The organism is Streptomyces sp. 891-h (genome assembly GCF_022760275.1).
Taxonomy (GTDB): domain Bacteria; phylum Actinomycetota; class Actinomycetes; order Streptomycetales; family Streptomycetaceae; genus Streptomyces; species Streptomyces spirodelae.
The window spans coordinates 2,893,072-2,908,515 of the sequence record NZ_CP050693.1 but is presented as its reverse complement, the minus strand read 5'-3'; the positions used below and the strand labels follow the sequence as shown (position 1 = coordinate 2,908,515).

Sequence of the window (15,444 nt, the reverse complement as noted above, 5' to 3'; positions counted from 1 at the left end):
GGCCGAGGCGCGGTGACGTAGCCCGTTCCCGGACGTATCGTGAGGGACGCGGACCGTGGCTATCCGCAAGGGGATGTGAAGAGCACGGTATTGGCGGTCTCGTGCGCGGTGGGGAGGGCGTCGTGGAGGAGAACGCGGAGTACGCGGGCCGACTGCTGGCCGATCGCTACCGCCTGCCCCTGCCGCCTGCCGACGCGTACGAACTGGTCGAGTCACTGGCGTTGGACGTGGCCAGCGGACAGGAGGTCTTCGTCCGGCAGGTGCCGCTGCCCGAGGTCGTCGAAGCGGAGGTGATCGGGGCCGAGGCAGCCGACGACGGCTACGGCCCCGGTTACGGCAACGGCTACGGCCACGCAGCCCCCGCACGGGGCGCGGGCGGAGGGCCGCGCGGCGCATCCGGGCGCATGAACCGTGGGCCCGCCGACCCCGCCGTGCGCAGAGCGATGGAGGCGGCCGTCGCCGCGGCGCAGTTGCCCGACCATCCACGGCTCGACCAGGTCTTCGACGTCTTCGTGGAGGACGACGGGCTGTGGATAGTGAGCGAACTGGTCCCCGCCCGCCCCCTCGCCAGCCTGCTGGCGGAGCGGCCACTGGGCGCGCACCGCGCCGCCGAGATCGCCGCCGATCTGCTCGCCGCGCTCCGCATCGTGCACGCGCACGGCTGGACCCACCGCAATGTGACCGCCCGTACCGTCCTCATCTGCGAGGACGGGCACGCCGTGCTGACCGGGCTGGCGGTCGGGGCCGCCGAGGAGGCGCTGTGCGGCTACGACCCGCTGCCCCCGCCCCCGCTCGACGGCTCCGCGACTGGAGCCGAGGCGGGCCACGGGGCCGCCGACCAGGACGGCCCCGGAGCCGCGGGCGGTCCGGCACCCGTCCCGGCACCCCGGCCGTCAGGGACGCCGACACCGAAACCGTCGCCCGAACAGCCACAGCAGGACCATCCGGCGCCCGCGACCTGGACCGGGCACCGGCTGCCCGAAGGCTTCACGGCACGCGAAGGCGACTCGTATCCCCCACAGCGGGACCGGCGGCACCAGCGGGACGAGGGGCACGGCGGGGGCGGCAGCCGGTACGGCGGCACGGAGAGCCGGTACGGGGATGTGGAGCGCCCCCGGGGCATCTTCGGCTTCGAGGGCATCGACCCCGAGGAGGACGTACGCGGACCGCGCGGGCAGGGCTTCCGAGGGCGGGACGAGCCCTCGGAGGACCTCTCCGCGCGGGCGGCGCGGCGCGGCGCCATCGCCGCTTACCGTGAGGGCGCCCAGCGCGCGGCGGCCGACTCCCGGGACGCCGGGCGGCGCGCCGGGGACGGCAGCGACGGCGCGGAAGCGGACGGGAGCGCGCGGCGGCCGCCCGTCACCGACTGGTGGTCGACGGGGGCCGGCGGCAGCACGGCCGGGCAGGACACCGAGGCCCGGCGCGGTCCCACCCACGCCCTCGACGACGACGTGCGGTGGCTGCCGTCCGACGAGGACGAGGTGCTGCCCGACGCGCTGACCGACGGCGGCGTACGCGAGGTCGAGCGCGGCGACATCTACGGCCCGCACGCGACCGGCCCCTACGGCACCCCACCGTCACCCCCGTCACACCACCGGCAGCCCGACAGCGCGTACGCCGAGGAGCTCGCCGAGGAGCCCGGCACGTCGTACGGCACCGGGACCGGCATCGAGGCAACAGGCGAGCCCACTGGCCAACTGCCAGGCGAACCGCCCGTCGAGCCGGACGGCGGACCCTGGGGCGGCCTCGAGGCGTCGCCCGGCCGCTACCGTGGCCCGGCCACGGCGCTGGCGGCGGAGCGCGCACGGCACGCCCGGATGACGGTGGTCGGCCCGGTCACCGAACGCTGGGCGCCGGAGCAGGCCGGACCGGTGTACGAGAACTGGCGGCTGGCCCCGCCCGTCGGCCCGGCCGCCGACCTGTGGGCGCTGGGCGTCCTGCTCTTCCGCGCGGTGCAGGGGCACGCCCCCTACCCCGAGGACAGCGCGGCAGAACTGGTGCAGATGGTGTGCGCCGAGCCGCCCGCGTTCGCCGAGGACTGCGGGCCGCTGCGCCCGGTGGTCGAGTCGCTGATGCGTCAGGACCCCACCGAGCGGCCTGACTTCGAGGAGCTGCGGGGCTGGCTGCGTTCGATCATCCGTTCGGCTCCGGAGCCGGACGTCGGGCTGCGTACCGTCACGGCGCCGCTCACCCTGGACGCGGGCGGCCCGGCCGATCCGCGCCGGCTGCCGATCCTGCGGCGGCGCGGCGAACTGGTGCGCAGGCGCCGAAGGGCCCGGCGGGCGGCCGCCGTCGACCAGCCGCCCCGCCGTGAGCGGGAGCAGCCCCCGGCCGAGCACGCGCCGGAGCCGGTGCGGCGGCACCGCAGCCCGGAGCGGAGCGGCGGTCCGCGGCGGCTGGGCCTGCTGGTGCTGGCGCTGATACTGCTCGGGATGGCGGCGGCGGTGGCGTTCGTCGCCCTGTTCCTGCCGGACAACGACGGAGGGAAGGGCGCCCAGAAGGGTTCGGTCGCGGTGCCGGAGGAGCACAGGTCCCGGCCGGGGTCCGAGCGGACGGGCGAGGGCGAGACCGGCGGCAGGTCCGACAGCGCGTCGGGCGGAAAGTCGGACGACAAGTCCGACGACAAGTCCGGCGGCAAGAGCGACAGCGACTCCGACGGCGGAGACGACGGGAACGACGGGAGCGGCGCCCGGAACGACCAGGGCCCCGAGGCTCCCAAGGGCTACCGGATCGCCCGCGACCCCGCCGGGTTCCGGATCGCCGTGCCGAAGGAGTGGGACCGCCGCTCGGCCAACGCACGCGGCCAGGTGCGCTTCAACGGCGGCGAGGTCGAGATGGTCGTCGTCAAGGGCCGGGACCGCACGGCCAAGTTCGGTGAGGACCCGATGGCCTACCAGAGCGAGGACGAGCCGGAGCTGTCCGCCTACCGTGCCTCCGACTGGGCGAGCACCGGCGGGCTGCGCCGTATCGACGTGGGGGACACGGCGATGGCCGAGGGCACCTTCAGCTGGCGCGAGGACGGCGGGCGCCAGGTGTACGCGCGCAACCGGGCGATGATCCTGGACGGGCGCTACCACGTGCTGCTCGTCCTCGGCTCCAAGAGCCACAAGGCGGAGATCGACCGGCACTTCGAGGCCGTCGCCGACACCTACCGTGTGACCCGGGCGCGCTGACGTCACAGCTGTGTGAACTCACTGGAAACCGCGCTGCTCAGTGCGTAAGGGTTGGGGCCATGAGCAACGAGGGGGACCGGTTGGACGAGTCGACGACCAGCTATGGACTGCAGCCGCCACGTCAGCCGGACCCGGCGGGGCTGCCCGGAGCGCGGCTCTCCTCCCCTCGTTCGTACGAGCCGACCGAGATCGCGCCCCCGGCCGCCGCCCCCGGCGGGGACCCGGGCACCGGACGGCTGATCGGCGGCCGCTACCGCCTCATGGCACGGCTGGGGCACGGCGGTATGGGCACCGTGTGGCGGGCGCACGACGAGGTGGTGGACCGGGATGTGGCGGTCAAGGAGCCACGGCTGCCCGACCATCTGTCCGAGCGTGAGCGCGAGACGATGTACACGCGGATGCGGCGCGAGGCGCGTACGGCCGCGCGGATCGACCACCCCTCCGTCGTCACCATCCATGACGTGGCGGTGGAGGACGAACAGCCGTGGATCGTCATGGAACTCGTGCAGGGGCGCTCACTGGCCGATGTGCTCGCCGAGGGCACCATCGATGTGCGTGAGGCCGCCAGGATCGGGCTCGCGGTGGCCGGGGCGCTGGACGCCGCGCACGAGAAGGGCGTGCTGCACCGTGACGTGAAGCCGGACAACGTCATGCTGGGCCGCTACGACCGGGTGGTGCTCACCGACTTCGGCATCGCCAAGGTCCAGGGCGAGCAGGGGCTCACGGAGACCGGCGCGTTCGTCGGTTCGCCGGAGTTCGTGGCGCCCGAGCGGGTGCTGGGCCAGCGGCCGGGACCGGAGTCGGACCTGTGGTCGCTCGGCGTCGTGCTGTACGCGGCTGTCGAGGGCGTGTCGCCGTTCCGCCGTTCCAACTCTCCCGCCACTCTCCAGGCGGTGCTCTCGGCCGAACCGCAGCGTCCGGCGCGCGCCTTGAGCGGCTCGGGTGCCTTCGGGATGCTGCTCACCCGGCTGCTCAGCAAGGAGCCTGCGCTGCGCCCGGATGCTGCCGAGGTCCGGCAGACGCTCGCCGATGTGGCCCGTCCGCCGCAGCAGTCGCCCCGGCCGGTGCCGGGCCCGGGCGGCGGCAACGGCCTCGCCCGTCTGCTGCGCGGCTTCGGCGGCAGGCTGCGGAGCAGCCGTCCCTGGCAGTTCGGCACGGGCGGCGCGGTGGTCGCCGCTGCGGCCGCGCTGGCGCTGTTCTTCGTCCACACCGCCGACCGGGCGCCGGAGGGCTATACGACGAAGAACGAGGACAAGCGGGTGCGGGCGTCTCTCGCTGTGCCGGAGGACTACAAGCGCAGCGCGAACGAGGACGAGGTGACCTTCATCGACCCCGGGAACGTCATCTCCCTCAAGCTGAGCCGCAGCAGCAAGGACATCAAGGAGAGCTCCCTGCTGGAGGCCAACTCCTGGAAGGGCTACTACGAGGAGGGGGCCAAGGAGGACGGCTACCGGGAGACGATGGAAGAGGTGGTCTCCCGGGTCACCGAGGCCAAGCAGCAGGGCAAGGAAGCGGCCGAGATCTCCACCGGCTACCGTCCTCGCGCCGACATCGGCGAGGACAAGGAGCCGAAGAAGTTCCGGCACGAGTTGGTGTACGTCAACAAGGACGGCGTCCGCTGGCGGCTGTATGTGGACATGCCCGCGGCGGGCAAGACCCGGAAGGACGGCGAGGCCGTCTACCAGGAGGCGAAGAAGTCCCTCAAGATCAACGATCTGTAGGCCGGGCTCCCGTGCGGGGAATCCGCCAGCAATCACTGGCAGATTCCGTGAAAAGGGGTTACCGCTGGGTATACGAGCCCGCTTCCGCAGTCGTACGCTCACTCGCATGACGGACTCGAAGGCTCCCCACGCGGGCTCGAAGGACAGCAACCCGGTCGCCCCCGCCCCCGCCGAGGCCCGGACGGCGGCCGACGTCGTCACCCCGGCGCTCGTCACCGAGCTGGCCAAGGGCGTGGTGGGCAGCGGCAGGACCAGCAGCCGTTCACCCCTCACCGGAAAGGTGCTGGCCGAGCTGCCCGAGTCCACCCCCGAGGACGTCGCCACCGCCTTCGAGAGGGCCCGCGCGGCGCAGCGGGCCTGGGCCGCCACCCCCGTGCGGCAGCGTGCCGCGGTCCTGCTGCGCTTCCACGATCTCGTGCTGTCCCGCCAGTCGGAGGTCCTGGACCTCATCCAGCTGGAGACCGGCAAGGCGCGGCTGCACGCGCACGAGGAGGTGCAGGCGGTCGCCGTCGCGGCGCGGCACTACGGGCGCAGGGCCGCCGCATATCTGCGGCCCAAGCGGCACACCGGCGCGATACCCGTACTGACCAAGGTCACCGAACTGCGCCACCCGCGCGGCGTCATCGGCCAGATCGCACCCTGGAACTACCCCTTCGAGCTGTCCGTCGGCGACGCGCTGCCCGCCTTCGTCGCGGGCAACGCCGTGGTGATGAAGCCCGACACCCAGACCGCGCTGACCGCCCTGTGGGCACGGCGACTGCTGGTCGAGGCCGGGCTGCCCGCCGACGTGTGGCAGGTCGTACTCGGCGAGGGGCCGGTGATCGGGCCGGAGGTCGCCGACCGCGGCGACTACATCTCCTTCACCGGCTCCACCCGCACCGGACGGGAGGTCGCCCAGCGCGCCGCCGCCCGCCTGGTCGGCAGCTCACTGGAGCTGGGCGGCAAGAACGCGATGCTCGTCCTGGAGGACGCCGACCTCGACAAGGCCGCGGCGGGCGCGGTGCGCGGCGCCTTCTCCTCCGCCGGGCAGCTGTGCATCTCCATCGAGCGCCTGTACGTCCACGAGTCCGTCGCCGACGCCTTCCTGGAGCGCTTCGTGGCCCGCGCCCGCGCCATGCGGCTGGGCGCCTCGCTGGCCTACGGCGCCGACATGGGCTCCCTGGTCTCCGAGCGGCAGCTGGAGACCGTCGAACAGCATGTGAAGGACGCCGTCGCCAAGGGCGCCACCGTACTGACGGGCGGCAGGGCGCGCCCCGACATCGGCCCGCTGTTCTACGAGCCCACCGTGCTGGAGGGCGTCGAGCCCGCGATGACCGTCTGCGGCGAGGAGACCTTCGGGCCCGTCGTCTCCGTCTACCGCTTCTCCGACGTCGACGAGGCCGTCGAACTGGCCAACGCCACCGCCTACGGCCTCAACTCCAGCGTCTGGAGCGGCAACGGCCGCCGGGCACGGCAGCTCGCCGCCCGGCTGCGCACCGGCACCGTCAACGTGAACGAGGGGTATGCCTCCGCTTACGGCAGCGCCCAGGCCCCCATGGGCGGCATGGGCGACTCGGGCCTCGGCCGCCGGCACGGCTCCGAGGGCATTCTCAAGTACACCGAGCCGCAGACGGTGGCGCACCAGCGGGTGCTGCCCATGGCTCCGTCGCTGGGCATGAGCGATGAGGGGTACGCCGCGTTCATGTCCCGCTCCCTCAAGGCGCTGAAGGTGCTCCGCTTCCGGTGAGGGGGTGCCCCTGGCCGTTGTCGCGGGGCGTGGGCCGTATGTGGCTGGTTGCGCCCACGCGGCGGAGCCGCATATCAGACCCAGCCCCGCGCCCCTTGGGGCGCTCCCGTCACCGTGGAACCGGAGGTATTCGTGACCCAGGAACGTTTCGACTACGACGTGCTCGTCGTCGGCTCCGGCTTCGGCGGCGCCGTCTCGGCGCTGCGGCTGACCGAGAAGGGCTACCGGGTGGGCGTGCTGGAGGCCGGGCGGCGCTTCACCCGTGAGGAGCTGCCCAAGAACTCCTGGGACCTGAAGAACTTCCTGTGGGCGCCCTCGCTCGGCCTCTACGGCATCCAGCGCATCCACCTGCTCGCCAATGTCATGATCCTGGCAGGCGCCGGGGTGGGCGGCGGCTCGCTGAACTACGCCAACACCCTGTACGTGCCCCCCAAGCCGTTCTTCGAGGACCGCCAGTGGGGCCACATCACCGACTGGCAGGCCGAACTCGCGCCCTACTACGAGCAGGCCAAACGGATGCTCGGCGTCCGGATCAACCCCACCACCACGCCCTCCGACGTCCATCTGAAGGCCGCCGCCGAGCGCCTCGGCTACGGCGACACCTTCCACCTCGCACCCGTCGGGGTCTTCTTCGGCGACGGTGACGACGCCGACGGCACCGTGCGGGCAGCCGCGGGCGAGACCGTCCCCGACCCCTACTTCGGCGGCGCGGGCCCGGACCGTACGGCCTGCGTGGAGTGCGGCGAGTGCATGACCGGCTGCCGCCGAGGCGCCAAGAACACCCTCAACGAGAACTACCTCCACCTCGCGGAGCGGGCCGGGGCCGAGATCCGCCCCCTGACCACCGTCGTCGGCATCCGGGAGCACACCCCGGGTACCGAAGAGGACGGTTACGACGTGCTGACCGTACGCACCGACAAACGGCGGGCGAAGCCGCACGTCCGGCGCGCCCGGCACGTCGTACTGGCCGCGGGCACCTACGGCACCCAGAAACTGCTGCACCGCATCAAGGAAGCCGGCACCCTCCCCGGGCTCTCGTCCCGCCTGGGGGAGCTGACGCGCACCAACTCCGAAGCGCTGGTCGGCGCGCAGACCGTGCCGCGCCGGTACCGCAAGAAGTGGGGCAAGGAAGCCGAGCTCGACTTCACCAAGGGCGTCGCCATCACCTCCTCGGTGCACCCCGACGCCAACACCCACATCGAGCCCGTCCGCTACGGCAAGGGCTCCAACTCCATGAGCGCGCTGACCACACTGCAGGTACGGCAGAACACGGTGCTGCCGCGCGCGCTCGCCCACGTGCTGACCTGCCTGCGCCACCCCACGCTCTTCCTGCGCTCGCTGTCCGCGCGCAAGTGGTCCGAGCGCATCATCATCGGCCTGGTCATGCAGACCCTCGACAACTCGCTGACCACCTACCGCAAGGACAAGGGCCTCGGCAAAGGGATGCTCACCGCGCGCCAGGGACACGGCGCGCCCAACCCGGTGCACATCCCCGAGAGCGCCGAGGCGGCGAGCGCGCTCGCCGAGGAGATCAACGGCTTCGCCGGCACCAACGTGGGCGAGCTGATGGGCACCCCGCTCACCGCGCACTTCCTCGGCGGCTGCCCCATCAGCGACAGCCCCGAGCGCGGGGTCATCGACCCGTACCACCGGCTGTACGGGCACCCGGGCATCTCCGTCGTGGACGGCTCGGCGGTCTCGGCCAACCTCGGCGTCAACCCGTCCCTCACCATCACGGCGCAGGCCGAACGTGCCATGGCGTTCTGGCCGAACCGCGGCGAGGAGGACCCGCGCCCGGCGCAGGGCGCCGCCTATCAGCGGCTGGACCCTGTCGCGCCCGCCAGGCCCGCCGTCCCCGAAGGTGCCTTCGGAGCGCTGCGGCTGCCGATCGTGCCGGTGCCGAAGGTTCCGGCGCGGGACTGACCGGCCGTGGGGTGGTAAGGGCACGCGACGAAGGGCCCCGGGCGCCGGCCGGGTGGGTGGCGGCAGCCGCGGGGCCCTCGGGTCAGCACCGGCGTCAGGGCAGCGCCTGTGCTGAGGGCGGCGCCGGGGGAAGCGCCGCCGGATTGGTCGAACCAATGGCAGAAAGTTGCCACGGTCCACCAACTGGCCTTGTGGTCAGGTGGCTTGGTTTCGTCGGTTCCCTGCATCGTGCTGGATACGTCACATCCCGCGCAACCGTTCCGACGGAGAGGGACTTCAGGTTCTCGCGAAGATCCCGTGTGGGTTCGGTGTGCGGGAGCCTCGGGAGAGCCGCGGAGCGGCCGGCCCAGAGCGTCCCCGGGACCGGCCGCTGTCGTGACCGGGCTGCTGTCCCCTGCCGTCCGGTCACAGCACCGGAGCGAGGTCCCACGACGCCCGGCGTCTCCCCTCCCGGGGAGGACGGGCGTCTCATCGCTCCGGTGACGCCGCCCCGCTCGCCGCCGGGCGCCCGGCGGAGATCAGGGACACCGGGTCCAACGAAGGCCCTGCGGGGCGGTCACGCGCCGTACGGGTGAGGCCCTCTCTCCTGTGCCGGTGAGTGGCTGCCCCTTCTTGTCCGTCGCGGGCTGCGGGCACGCTGTGGCCGGTCGCGCAGTTCCCCGCGCCCCTGAATCGCTGCCCCGCGAAGCTTGGGCAGTCTGCGCCTTGGGGGTACCTCCCGGACGGAGTCTGGGGGAGCAGGGCCGGCAGGCGCAGCCCCCACGCCGGGTGCGTGGAATGGGACCTGCCCTAATGGCCCCGGCACAGCCGCAACAGCGTCAGCGCAAGATCACGACCCGGGGCGCCGAGCGCGGCGCTGTAGTGGTCGAGGATCTTCATCTCGCGGGCCAACTGGACGCGCCGCCCGCCAATGCTCTCCGACAGCTCCATCCGCTCGCGCACCAGCGCGATCAGACGGGCGTCGAGCGCGTCGATCCGCTCCCGCATCGCCGCTTCCGTACCGGTGCTGGTGCTGGTGCTCGTGGTGCTCATCCGGCGTGTACTCCTCGACTCGCGGAGCCCACGGGCCCGGCGGCCCGGACACGCATCGCGGATGCACAAGCGCCCCGGGCCTGACCGGCCCGGGGCGCCTGGGGAAGTTCGTATGTGGCTTCTCTCACACGAAACGACGACCATGGCAGCCGGCCGGGCCGGTGCCATAGGTAAACCACGTGTTCCGCATGAGCATGCGCCCCAGTATGCCACCCGCCCGCGGCGGGGTGGGCCCCGCACGGGCACCGTTATCATCGGAGGTGAATCCCCGCTTCACCGCCGAAAGGCATCAGCTTCGTGGCTTCCAACCCGTCCGAGAGCAGCCCTCCGGACACCGTTCTCGTCGTCGACTTCGGCGCGCAGTACGCCCAGCTCATCGCGCGCCGCGTGCGCGAGGCGCGGGTGTACAGCGAGATCGTGCCGTCGACCATGCCGGCCGCCGAGATGCTCGCCAAGAATCCGAAGGCGATCATCCTCTCCGGCGGTCCCTCTTCCGTGTACGCGGAGGGCGCGCCCTCCCTCGACCGTGCGGTCTTCGAGGCCGGCGTCCCGGTCCTCGGCATCTGCTACGGCTTCCAGCTGATGGCCACCACGCTCGGCGGCAAGGTGGACAACACGGGCGGCCGGGAGTACGGCCGTACGCAGCTGACCGTCTCCAAGCCGTCCTCGGCGCTCTTCGAGGGCACACCGGACGAGCAGCAGGTGTGGATGTCGCACGGCGACGCCTGCTCGGCCGCGCCCGAGGGCTTCACCGTCACCGCGTCCACGGACCTGGTGCCGGTGGCGGCTTTCGAGAACGAGGAGCGGAAGCTGTACGGCATCCAGCACCACCCCGAGGTGATGCACTCCACATACGGCCAGCAGGTACTGGAGCACTTCCTGTACCGGGGCGCGGGGCTGGCCCCCTCGTGGACGACGGCGAGCATCGTCGACGAGCAGGTGGCGGCGATCCGCGCGCAGGTCGGCAGCAAGCGCGCCATCTGCGGACTGTCCGGCGGGGTGGACTCGGCGGTGGCGGCGGCCCTCGTGCAGCGCGCCATCGGTGATCAGCTCACCTGCGTGTACGTCGACCACGGGCTGATGCGCAAGGGCGAGACCGAGCAGGTCGAGAAGGACTTCGTGGCGGCGACCGGCGTCCAGCTCAAGGTCGTGGACGCGGCCGACCGCTTCATCGACGCGCTGGCCGGGGTGTCGGACCCGGAGCAGAAGCGCAAGATCATCGGCCGGGAGTTCATCCGGGTCTTCGAGCAGGCGCAGGCCGAGATCGTCGCCGAGGCGCCGAGCGACGAGCCGGTGGCCTTCCTGGTCCAGGGCACCCTCTACCCGGACGTGGTGGAGTCGGGCGGCGGCACCGGCGCGGCCAACATCAAGTCGCACCACAATGTGGGCGGGCTCCCCGAGGACCTCGAGTTCGAGTTGGTCGAACCGCTGCGCAAGCTGTTCAAGGACGAGGTGCGGATGGTCGGGCAGGAGCTCGGGCTGCCGGACGAGATCGTCCACCGCCAGCCGTTCCCGGGCCCGGGGCTGGGCATCCGGATCGTCGGCGAGGTCACCCGCGAGCGGCTGGATCTGCTGCGCGAGGCGGACGCCATCGCCCGCGAGGAGCTGACGGCCGCGGGCCTCGACCGGGACATCTGGCAGTGCCCGGTGGTGCTGCTCGCCGACGTGCGCAGCGTCGGTGTGCAGGGCGACGCGCGGACCTACGGTCACCCGGTGGTGCTGCGTCCGGTCTCCTCCGAGGACGCGATGACGGCCGACTGGTCGCGGCTGCCCTACGACGTGCTCGCCCGGATCTCGACGCGGATCACCAACGAGGTCTCCGAGGTCAACCGCGTCACGCTGGATGTGACCAGCAAGCCCCCGGGGACCATCGAGTGGGAGTGAGCCCCCGCCACGTGCGGCGCTCCGCCCGCTGAAGTACCCCTGTGTGCCCCGCGCTCGGTGCCGAGCGTGGGGCACACGTGTGTTCGGGTGCGGGGTGGGGCTGGGATACGGTGCCGGGGTGTCGGATGCGGAGGAACGACAGCCGGACGGGCCCGAGTCCCAGCCGGAGAGCGAGGACGAGCGGCGGGAGCGGTGGCGCCTGCTCCAGGAGCAGGCCGACCGGCGTCGGCGCCGTACGAGGATCGCCGTATGGTGCGGCCTCGGTGTGCTGGTACTGGGCGGGATCGGCTGGGCGCTCGAGCCCGCGGTCCAGGACAAGATGATCACGGCCGACGCCTGCGACGGCGCGCTGCCCGACGGCAGCATGGATACGCTGCGCGCCACGACCGGCGACTCCGACAGGCACCTGGGCGAGTCCGAGTCCGAGACCGACACCGATCTGGGGCGCTACTCCTGCGAGGTGACCGACGAGGAGGGCCACCGCGCCCTCGAAGTCCGCGTCTACAGCCGCCGCGACGACATCGACCGCCTGCTGGTACGGGAGTTCCAGGACAACGGAAGTCACCCGTGGTCCGCGCTGCCCGGCGGGCTGCCGGGCTTCGAGTCCCGGATGGCGGGTGTGATGCTGATGCCCGAGTGCCCTGGTCGGGGCAAGGACGCGGCAGGCCACCCCGGTCGGCTCCTGGTGGACGTGCTGGCCGGACACCTCTCCCAGCCGCACCAGTTGGTACGGGCCGGTGCGGCGGTCGCCGACAAGGCGGCCGAGAAGCTCGGCTGCGACGCGGACCCGCTGCCCGTCCCGCCGAAGGAGATCGAGGAGAAGGCACCCCGCGGGCTGCCGCCCTCCCGCGCGGCCGGTACGGCCTGTGCGGCGCTCGCCCGCGGTCCCTTCCGTGGCGCGGGCTGGACGGTGGACCTCAGAATCCCGGAGAAGGGCGCCGCTCCGCTGACCAGTTGTGTGGTGCGGCCGTCGGGGACCGACGAGGACGGGGAACCGCACGAACCGGTGGTCCGGCTCTACGGCCTGTACGGGGAAGGGGCGCAGCGGGTGATGTACGGCCGGGCCGGTCGAGTCGGCGCGCGCTCGGACAGCTCGCGGGTCCAGCCGTGGCTCACCGACAGCAGCGCCTGGGCCATGGCGCGGTGCGGCGGCCGGCCTGCGGGCTTCGAACTCCAGGTCAGCCGCCCGGACAAGGACTCCGACGAGTCGGAGGGTGAGGTGCTGGACAGCAAGGAGCTGGACCGGGAGGGGATGCGCGCGATGCTCGCCTCCTTCGCCGAGAAGGAGAGCGCCGCACGCGGCTGTACGGGGCTGCGGCTCCCCGCCGCGGACTGACCGGGCCCGACCAGGACCGACCCGGCCACGGGCTACAGCAGGTTGAGGGCGTTGGCGTACCGCGTGTCCATATCGGTACGGAGCCGTTCGACCGTCCCCGCGGGTATGTGGCGCTTCCGCGCCCACGCGTCGAACACCGTGAAGAGCTGGACCCTGCCGTCCATCAGCCGTTCTACGGCCCGTTTTCCGCTGCCTGCCGAGGCGTCGGGCCGGCGCTGTGCGAGCGTGGCGTCCGAGGGCCGGGTGCGTACCCGGTGGTCGGCAGGGTGGTAGAGGCCCCGGGTGTGCTCGAGCACAGCGCCGTCGAAGGCCGCCAGTGAGGGCGCGAGCGCGAACCCGTCCTTGACGGCGGCGGTGCGGGCGCCCATGAGTTCGGCGACGAAGGTGGCGCTGCGTTCGAGCTCCGTCTCGGTGGCCATCACGCCCTCCTTCGGCTCTTCCCCGGGCTCCTGCGCCTTGTCGGTCAGCCGCTCCAGGTACCAGGCGAAGCGGGCGCGTTCGGCGTCGTACAGCGTGGCGAACGCGCGTGGTGAGGCGGCCACCCGGCGCAGCACCTTCTCCGTCGTGCTGATCCCGGGGAAGACGGCATGGACGTCGCGCCCGGAGGGGAAGGGCGTGGCCCAGTTGCCGCTGTCGTCACCGTACTCGGCTTCCTCGTCGGTCGCCGTGGGGTGCTCCCAGTCCGACGGCGCCCCGCCCAGCACCGCCCTGCTGGTGTCCTGGATGTACGAGGCGAACATCTGGGCCAGATAGGGGCTCAGGCCCAGCGCGAAGTCCGGCTGGTAGCCGTCGCGGCCCCTGCCGAGCGCATCCACGACGGCGTACGCGACGAGGGCCTGGCGCTCGGTGTGCGGACGGGCGGGCTCGGCCTGGTCCTCGGCGGTGCGGCCGGTCGTCGCCGCGACCAGCACGCGGCCCGCGAGTTGGGTGCCCTCAGGGCCCTCGCACAGCGGGGCGCCGGTGACGCCCAGCAGCCGCCTGACCGGCTCGGTGCCTGCGTGGGTGACAACCTTCCCCGGATCGAGGGCTTTTGTGGCGCGCTCCGGGTCGCGGGCCAGTGCGCGGGCGGAGGCGGGCGCCTTGCGGCACGCTTCCGGATCGTCCCCGTCCAGCACCAGCCAGGGCACCAGAAAGGCGACGAGAGCGAGCGCCAGTACGCCGCCCACGACGAGGAACAGAACGCGCCGTGGGGCGTCGGCGCCGCGTATCCGGCCGAGGAGAGACACCGGGCGAGGGTACCCGTCCGTGCGGGGACCGCGGAGCGGGGCCGTCCGTCCGTCGCTGTCGGTCCGTTGCGGCCGGCGGCTCAGCGTTCCCAGGCGCGGGTCATTGCGGCGGCCTCGCCGCGGGTGGTCACGCCCAGCTTGGCCAGGATGTTGGAGACGTGGAACTTCACCGTCGACTCGCTGATGCCGAGCGCTCCGGCGATCTCCCGGTTGCGGCGCCCGAGAGCGACCTGTTCCAGTACGTGCAGCTCGCGCGGGTGGAGTGCGTTCAGCCCCTCCGGTGTGGCTTCGCCGGGGCGTTGGGGCTGCTGCAGCGCGGGGACGAGCGGCAGGGTGACAGTCACCGTCGTTCCCCAGTCCGGCACCGGGTCCACGTGCAGGGTGCCGCCGAGTGCCGCGACGCGTTCGGTGACGTTCGCGGTGACGGCTTCCCCGGCGCGCAGCCGCCCCGGGCCGTCGTCCCGCACGGCCGCCCGCAGCTCCCCGTCCTCCAGCCACCACCCCACATGCACCCGGCCCACCCCGTCCTGCTCCAGCAGGGCCAGGGTGGCGGCCCGTACGGCGGCGCGAGCGGTGTGCGCGGTGTCGGACGGGATGGAGCGCGTGCTGCCCGGCGCGCGCAGCACGAGCCGCGCCGTGTGGTGCCGGAACAGCGGCCGCAACTCGCGTGCCGCGCGGTGGAAGGCGTCGTCGGCCGGTTCCTCACTCAGCTCCCGGTTCCAGTACGGCGCCCGCCGCAGCACCGCCAGCGCCTCGACGGCCAGTTCGGTGGCCGTGGCGCGTGCCGCGGCGTCGTCGAGCGCGGGCGCACGCAGCGCGGCCAGTACGCCGGTGAGCGCCGCACCGTGTGCTTCCGCCAGCTCCGCGAGTGCGGTGGCCCGCGCCGCGGCGGCCGCACGGGAGACGGCGGTACGCTCCGGATATGCCTCGGCGTTGAGTTGGTAGGTGTAGGCGGTCACCAGGTCCCAGACCCGCTGGACAATGCTCAGCACCTCCGCCGACACGGCGGCCGGTTCGGCACCGAGACCGGTGAGGGCCAGCAGCGCGCCGCCCTTTCCCGGCGGGGACGAGGCGATGCCGAGCACAGCCCGGGGGGCGCCCGCCAGCACCGCCTCGCCCTGCCACGGCGTGCCCACGGGCACCCGGACGGCGAGCTGCCCGAGTTCGGCCGAGGTGATCCGCGACGCGAGCGCACTGTCCGTGCCGGCGGCCTGCCTCGGCGCGTACGCGCTCACCTCGCTGAGCTGCGCGGCGGCGGTGTGCGGCACCAGTACGCGCAGCGCGCGCGAGGTCCGCTGGAGCAGCTGGGGCAGCGGCGCGGCCACGATCTCCGTCACCCGGTCCAGCGCGTCCGCGCTGCTCGTCCAGCGGCGTTCACTCCTCGAGCGGCGTTCCACCCGGCCCACGGTACGGCGGCGCCGGG

Annotated in this window: 9 protein-coding genes; 6 read left to right on the top strand and 3 right to left on the bottom strand. The window is 72.9% G+C overall.

Going from position 1 to position 15,444, the window contains the following annotated elements; genetic code table 11:
- Positions 1–122: 122 nt before the first annotated feature.
- The 4 genes from HC362_RS12420 (at position 123) to HC362_RS12405 (ending at position 8,543) form a co-directional block, all read left to right on the top strand.
- Positions 123–3,173, top strand: a complete 3,051-nt coding sequence (locus HC362_RS12420) for a protein kinase (RefSeq protein ID WP_243084018.1) — start codon at positions 123–125, stop codon at positions 3,171–3,173.
- A gap of 59 nt (positions 3,174–3,232) precedes the next feature.
- The gene (locus HC362_RS12415; protein ID WP_243084017.1) at positions 3,233–4,894 is read left to right on the top strand and encodes a serine/threonine-protein kinase; all 1,662 of its coding nucleotides are present in this window, start codon (positions 3,233–3,235) and stop codon (positions 4,892–4,894) included.
- A 106-nt stretch (positions 4,895–5,000) separates the two neighbouring features.
- Entirely contained in the window at positions 5,001–6,620 is a 1,620-nt protein-coding gene (locus tag HC362_RS12410) for a succinic semialdehyde dehydrogenase (protein WP_243084016.1), read from the top strand.
- Positions 6,621–6,752: 132 nt separating this feature from the next.
- Positions 6,753–8,543, top strand: a complete 1,791-nt coding sequence (locus tag HC362_RS12405; protein WP_243084015.1) for a GMC family oxidoreductase — start codon at positions 6,753–6,755, stop codon at positions 8,541–8,543.
- 789 nt (positions 8,544–9,332) lie between these two features.
- Here the strand turns inward: HC362_RS12405 and HC362_RS12400 are convergent.
- Positions 9,333–9,575 carry a chorismate mutase gene (locus HC362_RS12400; RefSeq protein WP_243084014.1) on the bottom strand — a complete coding sequence of 81 codons (243 nt, stop codon included), beginning with the start codon at positions 9,573–9,575 and terminating at the stop codon, positions 9,333–9,335.
- A 297-nt stretch (positions 9,576–9,872) separates the two neighbouring features.
- On the opposite strand from HC362_RS12400, the gene guaA reads away from it, so the two are divergent.
- Entirely contained in the window at positions 9,873–11,459 is a 1,587-nt protein-coding gene (gene guaA, locus HC362_RS12395; RefSeq protein WP_243084013.1) for a glutamine-hydrolyzing GMP synthase, read from the top strand.
- A 118-nt stretch (positions 11,460–11,577) separates the two neighbouring features.
- A complete protein-coding gene (locus tag HC362_RS12390) occupies positions 11,578–12,795 on the top strand; it encodes a hypothetical protein (RefSeq protein WP_243084012.1) in 1,218 nt (405 codons plus the stop codon).
- 32 nt (positions 12,796–12,827) lie between these two features.
- Here HC362_RS12390 and HC362_RS12385 read toward each other — a convergent pair whose 3' ends face one another.
- Both HC362_RS12385 and HC362_RS34900 read right to left on the bottom strand, forming a co-directional pair.
- Positions 12,828–14,021, bottom strand: a complete 1,194-nt coding sequence (locus tag HC362_RS12385) for a hypothetical protein (RefSeq protein ID WP_243084011.1) — start codon at positions 14,019–14,021, stop codon at positions 12,828–12,830.
- Between the two features lie 80 nt (positions 14,022–14,101).
- Positions 14,102–15,418 (bottom strand): LuxR C-terminal-related transcriptional regulator, encoded by a 1,317-nt coding sequence (locus tag HC362_RS34900; protein WP_279240095.1) that lies wholly within the window; start codon positions 15,416–15,418, stop codon positions 14,102–14,104.
- Positions 15,419–15,444 lie beyond the last annotated feature (26 nt).

What these genes read in the sequence shown, in the direction of transcription:
- HC362_RS12415 (WP_243084017.1), top strand. Translation starts at nt 3,233, where the DNA reads ATGAGCAACGAGGGGGACCGGTTGGACGAGTCGACGACCAGCTATGGA.
- HC362_RS12410 (WP_243084016.1), top strand. Translation starts at nt 5,001, where the DNA reads ATGACGGACTCGAAGGCTCCCCACGCGGGCTCGAAGGACAGCAACCCG.
- HC362_RS12400 (WP_243084014.1), bottom strand. Translation starts at nt 9,575, where the DNA reads ATGAGCACCACGAGCACCAGCACCAGCACCGGTACGGAAGCGGCGATG.